The sequence below is a fragment of the Vreelandella olivaria genome (genome assembly GCF_023507745.1).
GTDB lineage: Bacteria > Pseudomonadota > Gammaproteobacteria > Pseudomonadales > Halomonadaceae > Vreelandella > Vreelandella olivaria_A.
The window spans coordinates 133,622-154,205 of record NZ_JALPZO010000164.1; the positions used below are offsets into that span (position 1 = coordinate 133,622).

Genomic DNA, 20,584 nt, shown 5'->3' on the forward strand with positions numbered 1-20,584 from the left:
CGATGCGCTCCATCGCGCACAGTGGCGAGTTTGTTGTTGGTTCGAAACAAGCACACTCCCTGTGCCTGACGGGAAATCCATCAGCGGTTGCTGGTGCTATCCACTAATGCCATTTCTTCGCTGGTTAGAAGCTTGTCGATATCCACCAACACCAGCATGCGATCATCCAGACTCCCCAGCCCACTGAGGAAGTCAGAGGAAAGCGTTACACCAAACTCCGGCGCTGGTTTGATTTGCTCGGGGATCAGCGTCATTACATCTGACACACCATCCACCACAATACCTACTATACGATCGGCAACATTGACCACGATCACAACGGTTTGACCGCCATACTCAACCGTCTCAAGGTGGAACTTAATGCGGAGATCGACAATGGGCACAATAACGCCACGCAGATTGGTGACCCCTTTAATAAAATCAGGGGCATTGGCAATGCGGGTGACATTTTCATAACCACGAATTTCCTGCACCTTGAGGATATCAATAGCGTACTCTTCGTCCCCTAGAGAGAACACCAGGAATTCGCGATTTTCCGCTTCTGCAGCGGCTAGCACCGACTCATTGGTTGCTTGACTCATGACGGCTCAGCCTCCTTGTAATAAGAGAGATGTGGATTGCTCACTACTTTCCCTGCTTCTTTTTTGGCACGGCTCAAGCGATGCAAGCCAGTGATATCCAAAATTAATGCGACACTACCATCCCCCAAGATAGTAGCTGCCGACACACCCGGTACTTTGCGGTAATTATCTTCCAGGTTTTTGACAACGACCTGCTGCTGCCCGATCAACTCATCAACCAGCATGGCATAGCGACGCCCTTCACCTTGTACAATAACGGCAATGCTTTTGGTGGGATCGGTAATTGCATTTTCGACATCCAGAACTTCATGGATGGCGATCACTGGCAGGTATTCGTCGCGGACCTTGAGTACGACGTCGTCGCCCGCCATGGCGTACATATCATCTTTGGTGGGCTGGAGTGACTCAAGTACCGTGGAAAGCGGCAGGATAAAGGTTTCGCTGCCCACTTTAATCGACATACCATCAAGAATAGCCAGGGTCAGCGGCAGTACGATACGCGTATTGGTACCTTCACCTTTTTTGGACTGTATCTCGACACGCCCGCCCATCCCTTGGATATTACGTTTCACCACATCCATTCCAACGCCTCGCCCCGAGACATCGGTAACTTCTTTCGCTGTCGAGAAACCGGGCGCAAAAATCAGTTGATAAACGTCTTCATCAGACATGGTATCGGAGACGTTAAGACCGTTTTCACGGGCTTTGGCCAACAGTCTCTCACGATCCATCCCAGCACCGTCGTCGCGTACCTCAATGAGGATATTGCCCCCCTGGTGGCGGGCTGACAGTACCAGTTTGCCCATTCGGGGCTTACCAAGCGCCTCCCGTTCATCCGGCATTTCGATGCCGTGGTCCAAGCTGTTACGCACCAGATGCGTCAGCGGGTCAGTAATACGCTCAACCAGGCTTTTATCCAGTTCAGTCGACTTGCCTTCGGTAATCAGCTCAATTTCTTTACCCAGCTTGCCTGCAGTATCACGTACTACGCGAGGAAAACGGCTAAATACAAATTCCATCGGAATCATGCGAATTGACATGACCGCTTCCTGGAGGTCACGGGCGTTACGTTGCAACAGACTCATACCGTTTTGAAGCGAGCTGTTACCAACCGATTGGTCGCCAAGATCGCTGACCGTTTGATCTAACATCGACTGGGTGATAATCAATTCACCCACCAAGTTGATAATTTGGTCGACTTTATCGACAGAAACACGGATTGAGGAGGACTCACTCGCTGCTTTTTTAGAGGCTGCCCTGGCAGGCTTCTCTTTGGCTGGTACCGGGGTGTTTTTCTCGCCCTGCGGGGGAGGGGTAGTGACAGTGGCAACGTCAGCCTCACAGGCAACACTATCTGCTGTAGGGGCGGCGGCGGGATTGGGTGCTTTCTCAACAGGGGCTTTTGCCGCCACTTCGCTGATGTTGATTTGTTCCGGTTCGATAATGAAGCACATCACGGCTTCAATATCGTCAGCACTGACACTTCCTTTAAGAATAACTTCGTAACACTTCTCATCCCCTGACTGCGATTGGATGTCACCAAGCTGCTCAAGCTCTTCGACCAGCAGTGTACGGTCCTTCTCACCCACATTTAGCAAGGTAACCAACAGATGCGCTTCATCCGCTGCGGGGGTCTCTCCGTTATCAGTGACTGTCGCTGGCTGTTCAACCACCGGAGCGGGCGTCACGGGAGCCTCAAGGGTTTGGCCTATTTCTTCCAACGCGATCTGCTGCAGTGTCTGGCAGATCCGCTCATACGCCTCTTGGTTCGGCTCCTCGTCGCTGCGATAGGCATTGAGTTGCTCATGCATGATATCTTTAGCCTCTAAAAAGGTATCAACGAGGTCAGCACGCAACGTCAATTCTCCCTTGCGCGCATGATCCAGCAGGTTTTCGAAAATATGCGTGGTCTTCTGTAGCACGCTAAATCCGAAGGTTCCTGCACCGCCTTTTATAGAGTGGGCCGCGCGGAAAATAGCATTTAGCTGCTCGCTATCCGGATCATCGACATCCAGTTCCAATAAGTGCTGCTCCATATCGGCCAGCAGCTCTTCCGCCTCTTCAAAAAAGGTGTCAAAAAAATCCGCTATATCCATGCAACGCTCCACGTTAACGTCATATTTTTAGTGACAAGCCTTGCTCATTCGACTACGTCGGCCTGTGGCATAGTTTGTGGTAAAGCCTCTTCTAACGCTTCGTCGTCGGGCGATTGGTCATCAGCGCCAAGAGTCCCTGGGTTACGTATTGCAGCGGCAATTTCCGGCAGTAGGACAACAAGCTCAATACGTCGATTAATAGGGTCAGTGGGGGGAGTGTCAGGTAGCAAGACACGGTCAGCAAAGCCTGATACGCGCAATAGCTGACCTGGATCAAGTCCTCCCGCCACCAACTCCCGACGCGATGCATTGGCACGGTCATTGGAGAGTTCCCAGTTGCTGTAACCCCGATACCCGCCCGCATAGGGAACGCTATCAGTATGTCCACTGATGCTTAAGTCATTGGGTAGCTCGTTCAACAAAGGGGCCATCGTCCTCAGCAAGTTGCGCATATAGGGCGCCACCTGGTCACTGCCAAGCTCGAACATCGGACGCTGATCCGTATCCAGCAACTGAATGCGTAATCCTTCGCGGGTAAGGTCAAACCGCATTTGATTACGTAACTGGCGCAACTCTGGATCCATCTCAATAGCACCTTCTATGCGTGCCTGTAAATCAGTAAAGAATCGCCGCTCTTGCATACTTGGACGCGTATGCTGCGATATATCTATCCGTGCACGTTCACCTTCGCTGTGGGTCGGGTCAGCACCACCACCTGGAATGACTCTGGTGCTCCCGGATTGATCGCCACCGGTAACCGCAGTGATCAGCGGCGTGCTGAAATACTCGGCTACACCACGGCGCTGCTCGTCACTCGCCGCGCTCAAAATCCACAACACCAGGAACAGCGCCATTAGCGCTGTCATAAAGTCAGCCAATGCAATTTTCCATGCGCCACCATGATGGGCATGGACCACTTTTTTGCGCCGTATTATTATTGGGCGCTTATCACTGCCTTTACTCATGCATTATCGGCCTTTTTTGCACCGCGCACGTACTCTTCCAGCTCTGAAAAGCTTGGCCGCTCAGCGGTATGCAGTGCTTTACGTCCGAACTCCACAGCTAGCTGAGGCGCATAGCCATGTAAGCTCGCCAGAAGAGTGACGCGGATGCACTGGAGCATCTTTTCTGCTTCCTTGGCCTGGCGATCCGCATAGCTGGCAATAGGGCTAATGAATCCGTAGCCCATCAAAATCCCCAGAAAGGTACCTACCAACGCATGGGCGATCATCTCGCCCATTTGATCTGGACCTGCATCAGCGTATGTCAGTGCCTTCACCACCCCCATTACCGCTGCGACAATACCAAATGCAGGCATCGCATCACCCACCTTTGCTATCGCATCAATAGGGATATGAGCCTCCTGCTCAAACGCTTCAATTTCATGCAGCATCAACTCATCAATTTCCATGGGCTCCATGCCACCGCTCACCATCAGCCGCAGGTAGTCGGTCAGGAAATCCATAATGTGGGGATCAGATAAAACCGTCGGGTGTTCCTGGAACAGGGAGCTGTCTTGGGGGTTGTCGATGTCACGCTCAATGCCCAGCATACCTTCGCGACGAATTTTCGACAGCAGCTTGTACTGAAGCGCCATCAGTTCCATATATAGCGCTTTGTTATATTTCTTAGTCCGCTTAAGCTTGGGTAATATTTTAAAGGTTGCTTTAATCGCTTTACCATTATTGGCTGCAATAAACGCCCCTACCCCAGCACCGCCAATCATCAACAGCTCTGTTGGCTGGAATAGCGGACCCAAACTGCCGCCTGCCAGTACAAATCCGCCGAACACAGATAGCAGTACGACGACATAACCTAAGGGAATCAGCACAAGCAGTGTCCTTGCGATATCAGTTTTTTTATCAACGGAACTTCACCCTCTGCTTCATTATGAAGACACAGGAAAGCCCCATCCCAAACGCAGCTTAGCAATATCATACTAAGGCGTAGGCAGTGTTTAATTGAAAAGTACCGCCGCCTTTTAACGTTATCTATGCGTTAAAAAGATTATTTTATTGATTCTGTGCCTACCCGAAGCGAGTGCGACAATTGCAAGGGTTCAGCGCTGTGCTTTACGTGTCTTCCCTGCACGCGAAGGCGGTTGGCAGATGCCACACACATAGTCATGCATGGGGCTATGCGCATGTGCTACAAAACGCCCTCCACAGCGTGTGCACGCGTTAAGCTGCAGCAGATCACTTTCAAAAAAGCGCACTAATGTCCATGCGCGTGTCAGGCCCAGCACCGGCTCCACACCCTCAAGCGATATCTGTTCTTCATACAGGCGGTACGCCTTTACAAACGCATCAATACGCTCGCAGCTGGTATCCTTTTGTAAACTTGCATAAATATTATAAAAAAGTGATGAGTGCACATTCGGCAGCCAGGTAACAAACCAGTCGGTCGAAAAAGGCAACATACCTTTTGGTGGCGACATGCCCCTCACCTCTTTATAAAGCTTAATTAGGCGAGTGCGGCTTAAATCCGTTTCAGTCTCCAGTACCTGTAAACGCGCACCTAATTCAATCAGCTCAATTGCCAGCTGTACTTGGTGCATTTCATCAACCAAGCTCTTCTGGCTCACTCCGCCTCTCCTGTTGGTAATGTCTCGAACTGCTCGCAAGCTGATAACAGCGATGCGTGCAATCCTGAAAGCCCCTGATCCCTGGGATTTTCCATGATTTGTCGCAGTCGTTGACCACTGGCTTGGCTAAACCGACATACCAACTGATTGGTACGCGCAAGCTTCGTCAGTTGCCGTGCATTGAGTGAGGCGAGCAAATCTGCAAGTTCGCTATCAATTTTCAAGCGAAACATGGCCGCCTCACGATCTTCACTAAGCAGACGCTGGGCGAGAAGTAGAAACGCCAAATTAATTTCTTGAATTTCATCGAGAAAGCTTGTTTGACTCATAGTTTCCCATTGAACGGCACAGGCGCTACTTTGTGACCATTGTACTGACGCCATTGATGACTTTTTTACCCAGCATCATGGTTGCATACAACGTATGCATTGGCTACTTGAGCTTTTCACGCTGATTCAGCCCATCCACCGATAGCTCAAATACCCAAACCAGCAGCTCAGCGACTACCTGGTACAAACTGGCAGGGATTTCATCATCTAGATCCAATTGCATGAGCAAAGCCACCAGTTCAGGAGCATCATGCACATAAATTCCCTGGCGCTGAGCTTCCGCCATGATGCGCTCCGCTAACTCCCCATAACCTTTAGCCACGACACGGGGCGCCCGCTCCCCCTCCTGATAGGCAAGTGCGACAGCTTGGCGGCGACGCTCATCCGACACCGTCATGATGCTCCTCCAGTGCCACATGCCTGACCCTTAACTGTACTTTACGAAAATCTAAAGCACTCAAGCGCTGCTCAAGAGCGCCCAGCCCCTGCTCTAGCTGCCCATGTGTAAACAGGCTATCTGTCGCCAGATCAATATTTAGCACTGACTGATAAAGCCTTACAGAAACACTAAAAGCCCCGACATTGGGTACTTCTAGCTGCATTTCAGAGTACCACCCTCGCTCGGAATCCGCGTCATTGCCATCTTCCCGCCCCTCTTCCCGGGCAGGCAAGTTAATGACTAGCGCCAGAAAAATACCAGCCCACACATCACCTTCCCAGCGTATGACCGGCATTACCAACATCTCAAGCTGCTGACGCACCAGACTTTGTAAATTTTCATGAACAACTTCACGCCGTCCTCGCATAGCAGCTACTTCGGCCAGTTCACGCGCTCCGTTAAGCTCAACACTTGCCTGCCCTGATGCTCGCACTTCCGCAAGTGGCGAGGTATTCGTATTTGACATATTGCCAGCTCCCCCTCCAGTGCGTTCGGGTACCGGCCTGTCGCTGGTGACGGGCACCAGCAGCGTATTGGGCAAAATTGACATGTTGCCAACAGCAGAAGCGGATGGCGAAGCGGGAGTGAGAGATACAGCAGTTGAGATCGCACTGGGGGGCAACAAGGGCCTGGGGCCTGGTTGCATTTGCGGCTCGCGCAACAGCTGTTGGCGCGACGCATCACCCTGGAACCAACGCTTTAAATGGGATTCGTAAAAGAGTCCGCTATCTCGGATACTGGCTTCCAGGCGACTGGCAAGAATAGAGGAAGAAGGCGCGTCCTGATGACTCATCAGCGGCACTTCAGGGCGTAAAACGGCGGGTGGTGCAGGAAAGCGCAGCAAAACGTCTGCAATAGTGCGTGCGGCGGGACTAAAATGAGTTTGTGTTGAACCAGGAGCCTCTCCGTTCTGGCCGCCTTGCGAAGGCAATCGCTGCCCGTCAGGGGAGGGTGGTAAGCGCTTTAAGTCGTCTAACGGCAGCGCCATTGGGCGCCCATCCAGCTTAGCATCACCCTGTAGCGCTCGAGGCCCTTCACCAGGAGGGATTGGCTGTATGGGCGCATTCAGGGAACGCTGTAAAGACACCTCCCCCTGACGCCCAAGCACCTGATGCAAGAGGGTGTCGATAAGCGGCGTAATGCCACTCACGTAGCCCCCTCATCAGGGGAACCGTTCACATTGAACATTTCATAATTCCCCTGCTGGGGCGCATAAGCACGATACAAGTCACGCTGCCGCTGCGAAACACCAATCAACTTGCCCAGTTCATCGCGCCTTGCCACCAAACACCGTCGAATCTCCACATCGTGCTCCAGAATACTCTCAAGCAGGTCAGACTTACCCTTTCTGCCGCTAGTATCCAGCTCCACAAGCGTGTCCAGCTCGCGAAGCTCCTCGACCAGCATTACATACTGGGTGCGCTGCTCAATGAGTTCTGCCCACTGCTCTGCTTTGGCCAGCTCATGCATATGTGTAGCACGAGCGAGTAACTTAGCGTATGCCTCCAACAGCGTTTGCTGGGCCTTCTCACGGGCAGTTTCAGAAGCCGACATGTATTGCCTCACGCACTTTGCTGTTGACCGATTTCACGCCATGCAGAGGCGATATCTTCCAGAAGCCGCTCTGCCTGATCCAGACTCTCTTCGTCATTGCGCAGATTAGCGGTTAATAATAAGCGAGCAATGTAGTCATAAAGTGAAGCGAGTCGTTCGGCAATCGCCCCACCTTTTTCCTGGTCAAGCGCCGCTGCCAGGCCATTATTGATAATATCCAGCGCTTTTGAAATCGACTTGCCTTTCTCGGCAGTATGGCCTGCCTGCATATGTATACGCGCTGCACGGACGGCCGCCTGGGCACCATCAAATAGCATAACAATGAGCTGGTGAGGGTCAGCCGACATAACGCCACTTTCTACGCCAACACGCGCATAGGCCTTGGCACCTCGTCCATAGGCTGCGCTACCGCGAGAGTATGTCATAAGCGGGCATCCTTCAGTGATAAAACAACAGCTGAGGCAGCACAGCCAACACATGCTGTTTTCGATTCAAAAATGAGCTTTGTAAGCTCAGCTACCCATGTATATCGGCGCCTGAGAAGCAGACTTTAACGTTTGCATACGCTTTCATGGAGAAAAAATGCCTTCCCAACTCACTGCCTCCTACGTAGACACAGCCACTTCCTTGATAGGCCTCCCCAAGCGCTCAAAAACATCGCCGCTTACGGTCGCACCCAGCGTATCACGCATAGGCGGCTCAGCCCGCTCCGTAAGCACTACCTCAGACGGAGCTCCAGTGCCGTCAAGACGCACTACCCAGGCTAACTGTGCGCTCGAAAAGTGAGCAAGCGAACCTACCGGCAGTGCTTTAAAATGCTCGATATAACGCTTGATCCAACGCGGGTCAAGTTGATGGGAATGGCTCAGCAAATGCCGATAAATCTGCTGAATGGTTCTTGCCGGTCGATCTACGCGGTCGCGGCGCATCGCCTCTACTACATCGACAATTGCACTGGCTTTAGCCAGCTCGTTAATATCGCTCCCCGTTAAACCTGCTGGATAACCACTGCCATCCAATCGCTCGTTTATTCCACCGATAACCGCCTGGACAATCGTGGCAGAGAGCCATTGGCACCCTTGCAGCCGACTCATAAGCAATGTCACATGCTCGCTCATCGCTTGACGATGGCTGGCCTCAAAATCAGGGGCTTTAAAGATCACTTGAGGGACAAGTGCTTTACCTAAATCATGTATCAGGCCACTCGCCACAATTGCTTTTCGAACATCATGGGGCATATTATCTCCCACCAGATCAAGCAAGTGCACTGCAACCGCAATGCCGTGGCGTACCAGCAGAGGCTCCGGCGCCAGACAGCGCGTTGCAAACAGCAATGCCTGGCGATCTTCTTCGTGGAGAGCCAGCAACCGGTCTGCGTTACGCGAAAGCTGTCGCGAATCAATATCGCCACCCTGCTGTAGCAACAGCAACTGAGCATCCAAGTAAGCCGCTACCTTCACAAGGCGCCGCGCCATGGAAGTTGCGTATCGCCTTATATCGCGGCGCCCCAAGCGCTCAGTGTCAGCGGCTCGCTTGCCAGGCTGCTCAAAAAGCGGTGAGGAGTGTCGGTCATCTTGCGTTTCTTTTTTATAGCGTGCTGCTTCGCGCTCTATTTCACACACGAAGTACCAGATCTGCCGCGCCTGCTCGACAGTACCATTAACAAACTGAAACCCAACGCGCAGAAGGTGTCGCTCAGGATCCATCTTTTGGTGACGGGCTACCCCACTCAATTCAAAGTAAGTGCCGTTAGGAAAGGTAAACGCCAGTTTCAGCGGCTGATCCGCCTCAGCAAGGACGCCACTTGCCATCAAGGGCAGCTCAATCTGGCAGCCATTCTGGGAAAGATCGCGCAGTTCACCTGAAATACTTTTATCGCTTTCGCTAAAAACTGCAGTGGAAACCACCATTCCCATACGCAGCTCTGCTCGAAACGACTCACGCCGCTGCAACACATCGACAGAAACAGGATAGTCACTACAACATAGAAAGCGCCCACCCGAGCGGCGCGTTTCTGTCAAAGAGAGTAGCGACGTGCGCACAACTTTGCCCTGCGACTGACCACGTAAAAAAAACTGCTCTCCCTGCTGCAGGCGACTCAAAAGATAGTTGACAGAAGATAAATCCATCACAAGGGTTTCCCCTTCGTACTGCTCCATCAATACAACAGGTTCTGGACGCCCCTCCATGGATGCCAAACAAAGCGACACCCCACCACTCTCAATCATGACCCTCAAAAGAGTACTGATTGCCACGGGGCTAGTAACGCGTTCATATTCACCTTGCTGGACTGACATGCTCGCCTCTCTGTCCCCTACCACAGTTATTGTATGACGCCTACCACAAAGCGTCAGAGCATACTAAGTGCTTATCACAAGCCGTTACACCCGCAGACCTAATCACGCTGTTCTTTTTATTTATCATTGAAGCGATACAGCATCGCCCTGGCGATACTGCTGCTATAGTTATAGAGTCCATCCAAGAAAGCAAAAAATAAAGTTTGTCATGCATCCGCCGATAGCTATGGAGAGACCCCCTTTCCATGTCCAAGCACTTGTCGGTCTCTATGCCTTTGCACCCTGCTACGCTACCTAGCCATCAGGCTTATCTTTGGAGGAACGTCATTTATGGGCCCACTGCCAATAGACAGCACATCTACAACGCTGCCAACATCTTCGCCAACAACTCTCTCCTTACGCCAGGAGCTTGAGAACAAACTCAATCTCTTAGTGACAGAGGAACAACCGGCGCCTTCCAACAGCGCAATAACGCAAGCGGAACTTGTTGAGCCAGTACAGCGTATTAATGACGTTTTGCGCCCCCGCGGCCTTGAGTTTGATATCAGCGAACAATCCGCACGCATTATTACCAGGGTAATTGATCGGGAAACAGGAGATGTCATTCGCCAAATACCAGCAGAAGAGGTATTGCTGGTCGCCGAACGGTTAGAAGAAATACAGGGTCGCTTGATCTCGCTGGAGGCATAATCAAAATAAACAGTCAATTGCGAGCGAACGCTTAAAAGCACCCCACACTCAGCAGGAAAGCAAGTGATGAATTCCGCTAGCGTTCGCCACTCTCATGCATGAGATCCACTCCACGCGGAGTAACACGCTCGCGAAAGTTACACCTGCATATTCATGACATCACGATACGCAGTAACCAGGCGATTGCGCACTTGCAGGCCCATCTGAAAGGCAACGCTCGCTTTCTGCATATCCACCATCACGTCATTTAACTCGACGTTAGGCTCTCCCGCCTGAAATGCCATCGCTTTCGAATTCGCTGTTTGCTGCAAGCGGTTAATACGTTGAATTGAGGCCTGAAGCTCACTACCAAAGCCACTTTGACCAACAGTGGTAGAGACATGCTCGCCTTTAGCAGGCTGAGCCGCCTGGGATGCCAAGCCCTGCATTTGCTGCAGCGCTGACTGTATGGAAGGTGAACTCATACGCATGCCTCATTCGCATAAAAGTAAAATAATACCAACAGCCTACCACTGGTTGCACAAGACTCATACGAACAAATAGACACGAAAAGCCAAGCTTTTCGTTCATTTATGGTCGACGTCCGCCGGGATAATGATCTTCATCACAATTCCGCTTTATTTTTTCTGCGGATAACCGCGATTGACGGATATAGCCTATGCCTTCTTTGGTGATGCGCCTGGGCCGACATCGGTTTTGCCTGTTCTCCTGGAGGAGCGCATGAGTGAAACTGGTGCTACGGCAGGCCGTCAGAACAGTACGCCCCCAAAAGCCCCACGCAGTGGCACAACAGACAGTGACTCAAAAAGCACCTTGACGATTGAGCGCGTGCTTCAACAGCTGCGTGGCAATCCATTAGTGGTGCTTTTGATCGCTGCAGCTGCTTCCATCGCAATTATTGCAGCCCTATTCATGTGGGCCAGTAGCCCGGAATATCGCGTTCTTTATAGCAATCTAAGCGAGGCCGATGGCGGGCGCATCATCACCGAACTGGATAACCGAGGCATTCCTTACCAGTTCAGCGAGGGCGGACAGGCACTTTTAGTGCCAAGCAATCAGGTACATATGCTTAGGCTGCAACTTGCCGAACAGGGATTACCTCGCGGTGGCAATCTTGGCCTTGAGCTGATGGATAATCAGGCCTTCGGTATCAGCCAGTTTGCGGAGCAGGTGAACTTCCAGCGTGGCCTGGAAGGCGAGCTGGCGCGTTCTATCGAATCCCTAGGCCCGGTTGAAAGGGTGCGTGTCCACCTTTCAATGGCCAAGCCTTCTGTCTTTATCCGCGACCGTGAGCCTGCCAAGGCATCTGTGGTACTGACACTCTTACCTGGCCGGATATTGGGTGAAGGTCAAGTCAGCGCTATTGTACATATGGTTTCAAGTAGCGTTCCTGAACTCTCTGTCGAAGATGTCACCGTCGTCGATCAAAATGGTCGATTGCTTTCTGTCAAGTCCCGTCAGGGCAATGATCTGGATGGCACTCAATTAGAGTATATAGCCGAGGTAGAGCGCTCTTACCAGCGCCGTATAGAGAACATTCTTTCGCCCATTTTGGGCAGTGAAAATGTTCGTGCACAGGTCGCAGCCCAAATCGATTTTTCCCGTCGTGAACAAACCTCTGAACGCTACGGCCCTAATCAGGCACCGAATGAATCCTCTGTGCGCAGCCGCCAGCTAAGCCTTGCATTCGATGGCGAAGACCCACTGGCAACCGGTATACCCGGGGCTTTGAGTAATACCCCCCCAGGCGCGGCCCCCTCCCCTATTAATCAGGAAGAGACGGAGGATGGAGACACAGAGGTACCCGATAACGCACTACGTAACCTGCGCCAGGATGATGTTATTAACTACGAGGTTGACCGCAGTATTGAGCACATCCAACATAGGCTTGGGCAGATTCAGCGCTTATCTGCAGCCGTCGTCGTCAATTTCCGTCGTATTATCAATGACGAAGGCGAAATTGAGCAAGTTGCCCTCACTGATGAAGAGGTCGCGCAGCTAGAGCGCCTGGTACAGCAAGCCATGGGCTTCTCCCAAGCGCGGGGTGACCAGGTTGAAGTTGTTAATACGCCTTTTGCCAGCATAGACGATGACAGCTCAGAACCCGCTTGGTGGCAACAGCCCGATACACTGTCCATTGCGTCAACACTGGGGCGCTACCTAGTCGTGGCGATTGCAACACTACTGCTTTACTTGCTGATTCTGCGCCCACTTATCAAGCGCTACACACAGCCTCCTGCCCTGGCAACGGCTATGCCTGGCGGCACTTTCAGCACTCAGATCGGCGGCGAAGAGGATGATCAGGAAGTCGCAGACTCTGTTGAGGAAGAGGATACTTATAGCAGCAAACCCACGCGGCGACGTAAGACGTCTTTATACGAACACAATCTTAACGATTTACGGGAAATGGCTCAGGAGGACCCCCGTATGGTCGCGATGATTATTCGCAGCTGGATGAATGCAAATGAGTAGCCTGATTGCCGAAATGACCGGCGCCCGTAAAAGCGCCATTCTCCTGCTTGCTCTTGATGAGGATAGCGCCGCGGAGGTGTTTAAGTTTCTCAGCGCCAATGAAGTGCAAGAAATCAGTATGGAAATGGCGCGCCTGCATCAAGTATCTCATGAAGATATGAAAGCCGTACTGGAGGCATTCCATCAAGAGACAGAAGAGTTTGTGGCCCTTAACCTCAACTCAAGCGAACATATTCGCTCCGTGCTTACCAAGGCACTTGGCAGCGAACGCGCTACCAGTCTTATTGAAGATATTCTTGAAAGCACAGGTGGGAACTCAGGTATCGACACCCTGAACCTGATGGAAGCGTCCATGGTATCGGAACTGATTCGTGATGAGCACCCGCAGATCATTGCGACTATTCTGGTACATCTGGACAGACATCAGGCTGCGGATATTCTTGAGCTGTTTGAGGAAAAACTACGTAACGACGTGGTGTTGCGTATTGCAACCTTTAGTGGTGTTCAGCCAGCAGCACTGCAAGAGCTCACCGAAGTGCTTACCAGTATGCTGGATGGCCAGAACCTCAAGCGCAGCAAAATGGGCGGCGTAAGAACGGCTGCCGAAATTCTCAACCTGATGAACTCTGCTCAGGAAGAAGTGGCCATCGAAACCGTTCGCTCTCACAGCGAAGATCTTGCCCAAAAAATTATCGACGAAATGTTCCTGTTCGAGAATCTGCTCGATCTGGACAACCGCGCGATTCAAATGGTGCTTCAAGAAGTTGAGACCAACTCTCTGGTGGTGGCACTCAAAGGTGCCCAGGATGCTCTGGTCGACAAATTCCTACGTAATATGTCTCAACGGGCAGCGGATCTTGTACGCGAAGATATGGAAGCCCGGGGTCCTATACGGGTTTCTCAGGTGGAAACAGAGCAAAAAGCCATTTTGCAGGTGGTTCGCCGCTTAGCGGATTCTGGTGAAATTGTCCTGGCGGGTGGAGACGATGAGTATGTCTAATACTCATGCACCTGAATTTGACCGTCATGGCAACTGGCGGCGCTGGCAGATGGATGAGCTGGCGGCAGACAGCGCTAGCCCTCACTCAGGCGCACCCTCTGCCCAACAGCGCAAAGTGGCTGCCGCGCAACGCGCTGCTGAACAGGCACGCCAGCGTGAGCAACAGGAGCGCCAAGCGCTTTATGAGCGTATTCGTCAGCAAGCAGAAGAAGAGGGTTATCAGGCAGGCCTGGCCCGCGGGCACCAGGAGGGCCTTGAACAAGGCCTTAAAGAGGGTCATGCCCAGGCAGAAGAAGAGCTTAAACAGCAAGTTCGCCAAACCGTCGCGCCGCTGCACTCATTAGCGAAACAGTTCTCGGATGCACTGGAAAGAATTGATGACACTGTTGCCCACGACCTGGTTGAGCTTGCTCTTGCCACGGGCAAGCAGTTGGCAGCCAAAGCTATCCAGGAAAGCCCGGAGCAAATTCTGGACATTGTGCGCGACCTTCTGCATACCGAGCCACCACTGGTTGGGCAGCAGCGCTTATGGTTAAACCCAAAAGACCATGAACTGGTACAAGAGCACATGGGCAGCGAGCTTAGCGCCGCCAACTGGACGCTCCAGCCTGACGACCAGTTAGCCCGTGGTGGCTGCCGTGTTACCAGCGCCCAGGGCGAACTGGATGCTACGTTTGAAAGCCGCTGGCAGACTGTCTGTGCCCAACTGCGTAAGCGACATCATAGCAGCAACACTTCGCCTTCTTCGTAGGTAATGCAATGAGCAACGCAACCTGCCCACACCAACACCGCTGGCGTAAAGCACTGCATCGCACGACACAACGCGTCAGTTGCCTGCCCCATCACCGGAAAAGTGGCCGAGTCATTCGTGCGACTGGTATGGTGATTGAGGTGGTGGGATTACGGGTAGCCGTGGGAAGTACGTGCCGTATCGAATTGCCAGGAGCAGATGGACGGCTAAATGACAGTGACCGGCATGCAGAGGCGGAAGTCGTGGGCTTTTCTGGCGATAAACTGTTCCTTATGCCACTGGAAGAGATCTCAGGGTTAATGCCAGGTGCCAGAGTATCCCCCCTCACTGATGGTAAGGGCCATAGCGCTCGCCGCTTTCCTATTGGCGATGAGTTACTGGGTCGGGTGCTGGATGGCAATGGCCTCCCGCTTGATGACCGGGAAAGTATTGATGAGGTACCACGGGCAACCCTTAAGGCAACGCCTTTAAACCCTCTGTCCCGCGCGCCGATTGACGTACAGATCGATGTTGGTATCCGGGCTATTAATGCACTGCTGAGTGTTGGCCGGGGGCAACGTATGGGGCTGTTTGCAGGCTCAGGAGTCGGTAAATCCGTTTTGCTGGGAATGATGGCGCGCTATACTCAGGCGGATGTGATCGTGGTGGGCCTGATTGGCGAACGGGGCCGAGAAGTACAGGATTTTATTGATAATATATTAGGATCGGAAGGTCGAAGACGCTCGGTTGTTGTGGCGGCACCGGCAGACACCTCACCACTCCAACGTCTTCAGGGGGCAGCTTATGCAACGCGCCTCGCGGAAGGGTTCCGTGATGCTGGTCGCAATGTGTTACTCATCATGGACTCATTAACCCGCTATGCCATGGCACAACGTGAAATTGCCCTCGCAATTGGCGAACCACCCGCCACAAAAGGTTATCCACCCTCCGTGTTTGCCAAGCTACCCAGCCTGGTCGAGCGAGCAGGTAATGCAGAGCGAGGAGGCGGCTCCATCACTGCTTTTTACACGGTGCTGACCGAAGGCGATGATCAGCAAGATCCTATTGCGGACTCCGCGAGGGCAATTCTAGACGGTCATATTGTGTTATCACGTAATCTTGCTGAGGCGGGTCACTATCCCGCCATCGATATTGAGGCATCAATCAGCCGGGCAATAACGGCCATAGCAACACCGGAGCAACTGCAGGCAGCGCGCACCTTTAAACAGCTTTTTTCACGCTACCAGCGCAATCGTGACCTCATTAGTGTAGGTGCCTATAGCCCTGGGCACGACCCAAGGCTGGATGAGGCGGTTAATCGTTTTCCTGAGCTGGAGCGTTTCCTTCAACAAAATATTGATGAATGTGCATCGTTTGAAGATTCACTCCAAGCACTGTACGCAGTAGTGGGAGGCTAACAATGAGTCATTCACAGCTCGATATGCTGACCGGCTTAGCCCGCGATGCCAGAGATCAAGCAGGCAAACTGCTGGCGGAAGAGCGCCAAACCCAGCAGCAGACAGAAGCGCAACTACAATCGCTCAACCGATATCGCGCAGAGTATGCTGAACGTTTACAGCAGGCAATGCGTGATGGTATCGACCCCGCTACAATGTATAACTATCAGCAGTTTCTAGCCTCGCTTGATGCTGCGCTTAGCCGCGCCCGACAAGCGCTGGCCGCCCAACAGAAACGCGTACAGCAAAGCCAGCAACATTGGCAACAAGAGCAGCGTAAACTCTCTTCCTACGATACACTGGCATCGCGCCGGTTATTAGAGGAGCACCGCCGCCAAGAGCGTCATGAGCAAAAAGCCAGTGATGAGTTTGTCACCAGCCGTCTGGCTCGCCAATCGACTGATAAACCGAATTAGCGTCGCGCCGGGGAACTGTACTTATGAATATTCAGCTGTTGCTATCAGCAACTCAGAGCCAAGGCTCCACCTCCTTGCCATACCAGCAAATCTCTGGCTCACAGAGTGTGTCGCAAGACACTTTCCGACAAGCACTGATACAGGCAGCTGATGCACCACCACGTTTGTTAAAAGACATGCCTGCTGATGACTCCGCCTCCGGTCAACTCAGCACTTTAACTGAGTTGCTAACATCGTTAGGTATTGAACTTGATGATCAAGCGTTGGCTGAATTAATGGTGCAACTGCAGAGCGTCGGACAGCCATCAGCACACCCAGATGTTGATCTTGATGAGTTGACTGAGACCCCTCTCTCACCGCTTGATGAAATTGCAGCGCGTTTATCGCTGGTTGCATCCTTTTCTGATCCCCCGGCTGCTGTTTCCGCCGCTCCCATAGATCTGCAATCAGCACCACAAATAGGCGCTATTGCCAAACAGTTCAATATCAGCACCAGTAACGTCATCGAATTAGTCAATACCTTCAATGTGCTGCGTGATGGGCTATCCCCATTGGCTCACTCACCAGACGAGACAAATAGGCATAGGGCACCCCTGGTTTCCACAGACCCTTCACTGCTCACTGCATCACGAAACAGTAGTACCCCCTTGCCACTTAATCTAAGCACCGGTTCAATCCAGCTGGGTAGCGAGGTTCCTCCTGCCCCAGGAATAGTCACTGAGGCGGTTTCCAGCCCCAGCCGAGGTGGAGAGTCCCCCTTGACTCCTCTTGCCACGCCACCATCTTCGACAACAGTAGCCAGCGTGATGACCACAACAGCAGCGCTAAGTACGCCAGTGAACAGCCCCGCCTGGCCCTCCCAGCTTGGTCAACAACTGGTCCAGTTTGCCCAGCGCGGTGGTGAGCAACATGTTCAAATGCAGCTACATCCTGCTGAATTGGGCCCCCTGTCCATTTCACTTAAAGTTAGTGAACAAGGCACACAAGCACATTTTTTATCGGCCCAAGCCCAAGTACGACAGGTGATTGAACTGGCGATTCCTCAGTTACGCGAGGCCCTCGCCGAACAAGGAATATCACTCGGTGAAACCTCTGTTGGTGAACAGCACAACCCTCATGACCAGGCTTTTGCCCAGCAAGGCTCTGGGGCTTCCACCAATAGTGATAACGGTATTCAGGACCAGGGGGAAACAGCTGCCCCTTCAACGGCTGATAGCGACCTTTTAACACTTGATGGACGTGTCGATCTATATGCGTAAACCGCGCCTTGAGCGCCAGTATGATAGCGCTGATACCGTGGGTATGAGTTAGCTAAACCAAAAGATAGGCTCTCCAATCGAGCCTGTTCACTTCATCATCAGCACTCGCGTTAGGCATAATGCTTGGCTAGCGTCATGCATAAAGATCACGGGAACAGCAAATGGCAGAATCAAGCGGCGGATCCAAAAAACTGCTTTGGATAATGATTATTCTGGTAGTGCTGTCGTCTGCAGGCGCGGCGGCAGCTATTTACATGGTGCTTGACCAACGCGGAGGCACTGAAGGCAACGAAGCTCAACAGGTAGTTGAACATGTTGCGCCGGTATTTACCCGTATTGACCCTTTTACCGTCAATTTGGCAGATGATCGCTACGGTTCTCGCCTACTCTATACAGGCATTACCCTCCGAGTTGGTAACGAGCAAAGTAAAGCCATTATTGAAGAACATATGCCTCAGGTGCGCAGTCGCCTACTGATTCTTTTATCCGGAAAGCAGGCCAGTGAACTGACCTCTGTTGAGGGCAAGGAAGCGCTTGCTCAGGCGATTATCAATCGGCTTAGTGTACCTTTGACAGAAAATCAGCCGCCGCTTGATTTACGTGAAGTCTTATTCACTGAATTCATTGTGCAATAACCTCGGGAACTGGAGCCGTTCATGTCGCAGGACGATCTACTGTCCCAGGAAGAAATTGACGCCTTACTGAAAGGCGTCAGTGGAGATGATGAGCCTTCACCCTCAACGTCTCATTCTCCAGATGAAACACGTATTCGCCCCTATGACCCCACCACGCAGCACCGGGTCATACGTGAGCGTTTACACGCACTTGACTTTATTAACGAACGCTTCGCACGCCACTTTCGTAACGGCTTGTTTAACCTGATTCGGCGTAGTGCCGACATCACCGTTGAGTCTGTCCGCTATCAAAGTTTCAGTGAGTTTTCACGCAATGTGCCTGTACCAACCAATTTGAATATTGTGTCGATGAAGCCCTTGCGAGGCTCTGCCCTCGTAGTGTTCCCACCCAACCTTGTTTTTATGGTGGTGGATAACCTGTTTGGGGGTGATGGTCGCTTTGTCACCAAATCCGATGGTCGTGAATTCACTAATACCGAGCAGCGTATTATCCATCGCTTACTCAATCTGGCTATTGATGCTTACCAGGAGGCATGGAAAGTTGTTTATCCTCTGGAGGTCAATTTTGTGCGTTCTGAGGTGCAGTCTAAATTTGCCAATATCACCAATTCACCCAATGAAATCGTGGTGAACACTAAGTTCAATATTGAAGTTGGCAATCTTTCCAGTCATTTTCAGATCTGTATGCCTTACGCAATGATTGAGCCGCTACGCGACCTGCTGGCCAACCCTATCAACGATAGCAATCATGACCATGACGGCACGTGGTCACGACGCATGGCCAGTGAGTTGCGCCAGTCAGAAATTGAGCTGGTAGCAGAGTTTGCCCAGATACCCAGCCGTATTGCCCACGTAATGGGCCTGAAAAAGGGTGATGTACTGCCCATAGACATTCCGAATACGATCACCGCTCGCGTAGATGGAGTCCCTGTGATGGAGTGCGAGTACGGCAACCAACGTCAACAGCGCGCTTTACGCGTGCTGCGTATGATCGACCATGCCGCTCTGAATAACGTATCGTCCAAGGACTTTATTAAAGGTTCAACGCGACAGAAAGCCAAGGAACCCAAAGCATGACTGATCCTAACAAACCCGATCAAAAAGTTTCAGATGATGATTGGGCGGATGCCATGTCTGAGCAAGAAGAGCCGATGCCCAACGCTGAGGATGCTAATGAAGAAGACCCGTGGGCGGCGGCTATGGCTGAACAAGAGGCTGCCGAACAGACAGAAGAGGAAAGTGAAAAAACCTCCGAACAGGAGCCCCCTGTTGCAAAATCAGCAAGTGATGAAGTCTTTCGTCCTCTGAGCTCTGAGGGAGGCACTGCCCCGTCCCGCGATCTCGAAATGATCATGGATATCCCGGTTAAGCTAACCGTGGAGCTGGGCCGCACCAAGCTCACGATTAAACAGCTGTTGGAGCTTGCCCAAGGATCTGTCATTGAGCTGGAAGGTCTCGCTGGTGAACCCATGGATATTCTGATCAATGGCTATTTAATCGCCCAGGGTGAAGTGGTTGTAGTCGAGGATAAGTATGGCATTCGTATCACTGAGATCATTACTCCTTCTGAGCGCATTCATAAACTCAACCGATGAGCGTCGCGACCCCTTCCACACAGGGTACGTCTATTGACGCCCTGGGCAGCAGCGGCGATGCTCTGATTGGTATGGCCGTGCTGGGCAAAACAGCAGCAGCGCTGGCGCTGGTAATAGCGATTATTTTGCTATGCACGGCGGTGCTAAAACGCTGGCAAAATATACGCCACCACCAGGGTGCCCATTTGCGTATTGTGGGAAACACCGCAGTGGGTAGCCGCGAGCGTATCGTGGTGGTTGAAATTGAGGACACATGGCTGGTAGTGGGCGTCAGCGGTGGTCGAATTACCAAATTACATGAGCGGCCCGCACCGGAAGGGCGCCCAACCTCACCGCCACCTGAAACACCTTCACGTTTTTCACAGCGTTTGGCACACGCTTTGGCCAACAACCGCCGCAAACAGCGCAGTGAAGACTCTTCCTCCGATCCACATCAAACACCATGAGATA

Annotated in this window: 23 protein-coding genes; 11 read left to right on the plus strand and 12 right to left on the minus strand. The window is 52.2% G+C overall.

Annotation, left to right across the window (positions count from 1 at the left end; all coding sequences use genetic code 11):
* Positions 1 to 80: 80 nt before the first annotated feature.
* The 11 genes from cheW to HP566_RS19810 form a co-directional block, all read right to left on the minus strand.
* Positions 81 to 581 (minus strand): chemotaxis protein CheW, encoded by a 501-nt coding sequence (gene cheW, locus HP566_RS19760; RefSeq protein WP_249979005.1) that lies wholly within the window; start codon positions 579 to 581, stop codon positions 81 to 83.
* Entirely contained in the window at positions 578 to 2,677 is a 2,100-nt protein-coding gene (gene cheA / locus HP566_RS19765) for a chemotaxis protein CheA (RefSeq protein ID WP_249979006.1), read from the minus strand. Before cheA ends, cheW begins: the two co-directional genes overlap by 4 nt.
* Positions 2,678 to 2,721: 44 nt before the next feature.
* Entirely contained in the window at positions 2,722 to 3,642 is a 921-nt protein-coding gene (gene motB / locus HP566_RS19770) for a flagellar motor protein MotB (RefSeq protein ID WP_249979007.1), read from the minus strand.
* A complete protein-coding gene (motA, locus tag HP566_RS19775; protein ID WP_249979008.1) occupies positions 3,639 to 4,508 on the minus strand; it encodes a flagellar motor stator protein MotA in 870 nt (289 codons plus the stop codon). Before motA ends, motB begins: the two co-directional genes overlap by 4 nt.
* Before the next feature lie 228 nt (positions 4,509 to 4,736).
* Positions 4,737 to 5,261 (minus strand): flagellar transcriptional regulator FlhC, encoded by a 525-nt coding sequence (gene flhC / locus HP566_RS19780; protein ID WP_249979009.1) that lies wholly within the window; start codon positions 5,259 to 5,261, stop codon positions 4,737 to 4,739.
* Positions 5,258 to 5,590 carry a flagellar transcriptional regulator FlhD gene (flhD, locus tag HP566_RS19785; protein ID WP_249979010.1) on the minus strand — a complete coding sequence of 111 codons (333 nt, stop codon included), beginning with the start codon at positions 5,588 to 5,590 and terminating at the stop codon, positions 5,258 to 5,260. The genes flhC and flhD overlap by 4 nt, the downstream gene beginning before the upstream one ends.
* A 103-nt stretch (positions 5,591 to 5,693) precedes the next feature.
* A complete protein-coding gene (locus tag HP566_RS19790; protein WP_249979011.1) occupies positions 5,694 to 5,987 on the minus strand; it encodes an EscU/YscU/HrcU family type III secretion system export apparatus switch protein in 294 nt (97 codons plus the stop codon).
* Positions 5,971 to 7,179: a flagellar hook-length control protein FliK gene (locus HP566_RS19795; RefSeq protein ID WP_249979012.1), complete on the minus strand. Its 1,209-nt coding sequence runs from the start codon at positions 7,177 to 7,179 to the stop codon at positions 5,971 to 5,973. Before HP566_RS19795 ends, HP566_RS19790 begins: the two co-directional genes overlap by 17 nt.
* Positions 7,176 to 7,583: a flagellar protein FliT gene (gene fliT / locus HP566_RS19800; RefSeq protein ID WP_249979013.1), complete on the minus strand. Its 408-nt coding sequence runs from the start codon at positions 7,581 to 7,583 to the stop codon at positions 7,176 to 7,178. The genes HP566_RS19795 and fliT overlap by 4 nt, the downstream gene beginning before the upstream one ends.
* Before the next feature lie 8 nt (positions 7,584 to 7,591).
* Positions 7,592 to 8,008, minus strand: coding sequence for a flagellar export chaperone FliS (gene fliS / locus HP566_RS19805; RefSeq protein WP_249979014.1), 417 nt, complete (start codon positions 8,006 to 8,008; stop codon positions 7,592 to 7,594).
* A 180-nt stretch (positions 8,009 to 8,188) separates the two neighbouring features.
* The gene (locus tag HP566_RS19810) at positions 8,189 to 9,880 is read right to left on the minus strand and encodes an HD domain-containing phosphohydrolase (RefSeq protein WP_249979015.1); all 1,692 of its coding nucleotides are present in this window, start codon (positions 9,878 to 9,880) and stop codon (positions 8,189 to 8,191) included.
* A gap of 330 nt (positions 9,881 to 10,210) precedes the next feature.
* Here HP566_RS19810 and HP566_RS19815 point away from each other — a divergent pair, with 330 nt between their 5' ends.
* On the plus strand, positions 10,211 to 10,570 hold the full coding sequence (locus tag HP566_RS19815) for a flagellar protein FlaG (RefSeq protein WP_249979016.1): 360 nt from the start codon (positions 10,211 to 10,213) through the stop codon (positions 10,568 to 10,570).
* Positions 10,571 to 10,707: 137 nt separating this feature from the next.
* Here the strand turns inward: HP566_RS19815 and fliE are convergent, their stop codons facing one another.
* Positions 10,708 to 11,034: a flagellar hook-basal body complex protein FliE gene (gene fliE, locus HP566_RS19820; RefSeq protein WP_249979017.1), complete on the minus strand. Its 327-nt coding sequence runs from the start codon at positions 11,032 to 11,034 to the stop codon at positions 10,708 to 10,710.
* 256 nt (positions 11,035 to 11,290) lie between these two features.
* Here fliE and fliF point away from each other — a divergent pair, with 256 nt between their 5' ends.
* The 10 genes from fliF to fliO all read left to right on the plus strand — a co-directional run bounded on the left by fliF (position 11,291) and on the right by fliO (position 20,580).
* Positions 11,291 to 13,042 carry a flagellar basal-body MS-ring/collar protein FliF gene (gene fliF, locus HP566_RS19825; RefSeq protein WP_249979018.1) on the plus strand — a complete coding sequence of 584 codons (1,752 nt, stop codon included), beginning with the start codon at positions 11,291 to 11,293 and terminating at the stop codon, positions 13,040 to 13,042.
* A complete protein-coding gene (fliG, locus tag HP566_RS19830) occupies positions 13,035 to 14,042 on the plus strand; it encodes a flagellar motor switch protein FliG (protein ID WP_249979019.1) in 1,008 nt (335 codons plus the stop codon). The genes fliF and fliG overlap by 8 nt, the downstream gene beginning before the upstream one ends.
* Positions 14,035 to 14,793, plus strand: a complete 759-nt coding sequence (gene fliH, locus HP566_RS19835; RefSeq protein WP_249979020.1) for a flagellar assembly protein FliH — start codon at positions 14,035 to 14,037, stop codon at positions 14,791 to 14,793. The genes fliG and fliH overlap by 8 nt, the downstream gene beginning before the upstream one ends.
* A gap of 8 nt (positions 14,794 to 14,801) precedes the next feature.
* The gene (gene fliI / locus HP566_RS19840; RefSeq protein ID WP_249979021.1) at positions 14,802 to 16,190 is read left to right on the plus strand and encodes a flagellar protein export ATPase FliI; all 1,389 of its coding nucleotides are present in this window, start codon (positions 14,802 to 14,804) and stop codon (positions 16,188 to 16,190) included.
* A 2-nt stretch (positions 16,191 to 16,192) separates the two neighbouring features.
* The gene (gene fliJ, locus HP566_RS19845; protein WP_249979022.1) at positions 16,193 to 16,645 is read left to right on the plus strand and encodes a flagellar export protein FliJ; all 453 of its coding nucleotides are present in this window, start codon (positions 16,193 to 16,195) and stop codon (positions 16,643 to 16,645) included.
* Between the two features lie 23 nt (positions 16,646 to 16,668).
* Entirely contained in the window at positions 16,669 to 17,904 is a 1,236-nt protein-coding gene (locus HP566_RS19850; RefSeq protein ID WP_249979023.1) for a flagellar hook-length control protein FliK, read from the plus strand.
* A gap of 161 nt (positions 17,905 to 18,065) precedes the next feature.
* Positions 18,066 to 18,539 carry a flagellar basal body-associated protein FliL gene (fliL, locus tag HP566_RS19855; RefSeq protein WP_249979024.1) on the plus strand — a complete coding sequence of 158 codons (474 nt, stop codon included), beginning with the start codon at positions 18,066 to 18,068 and terminating at the stop codon, positions 18,537 to 18,539.
* Positions 18,540 to 18,560: 21 nt separating this feature from the next.
* Complete coding sequence (gene fliM / locus HP566_RS19860; protein WP_249979025.1) at positions 18,561 to 19,616, plus strand: flagellar motor switch protein FliM; 1,056 nt, start codon at positions 18,561 to 18,563, stop codon at positions 19,614 to 19,616.
* Positions 19,613 to 20,134, plus strand: coding sequence for a flagellar motor switch protein FliN (fliN, locus tag HP566_RS19865; protein WP_249979026.1), 522 nt, complete (start codon positions 19,613 to 19,615; stop codon positions 20,132 to 20,134). The genes fliM and fliN overlap by 4 nt, the downstream gene beginning before the upstream one ends.
* The gene (fliO, locus tag HP566_RS19870; protein WP_249979027.1) at positions 20,131 to 20,580 is read left to right on the plus strand and encodes a flagellar biosynthetic protein FliO; all 450 of its coding nucleotides are present in this window, start codon (positions 20,131 to 20,133) and stop codon (positions 20,578 to 20,580) included. Before fliN ends, fliO begins: the two co-directional genes overlap by 4 nt.
* Positions 20,581 to 20,584 lie beyond the last annotated feature (4 nt).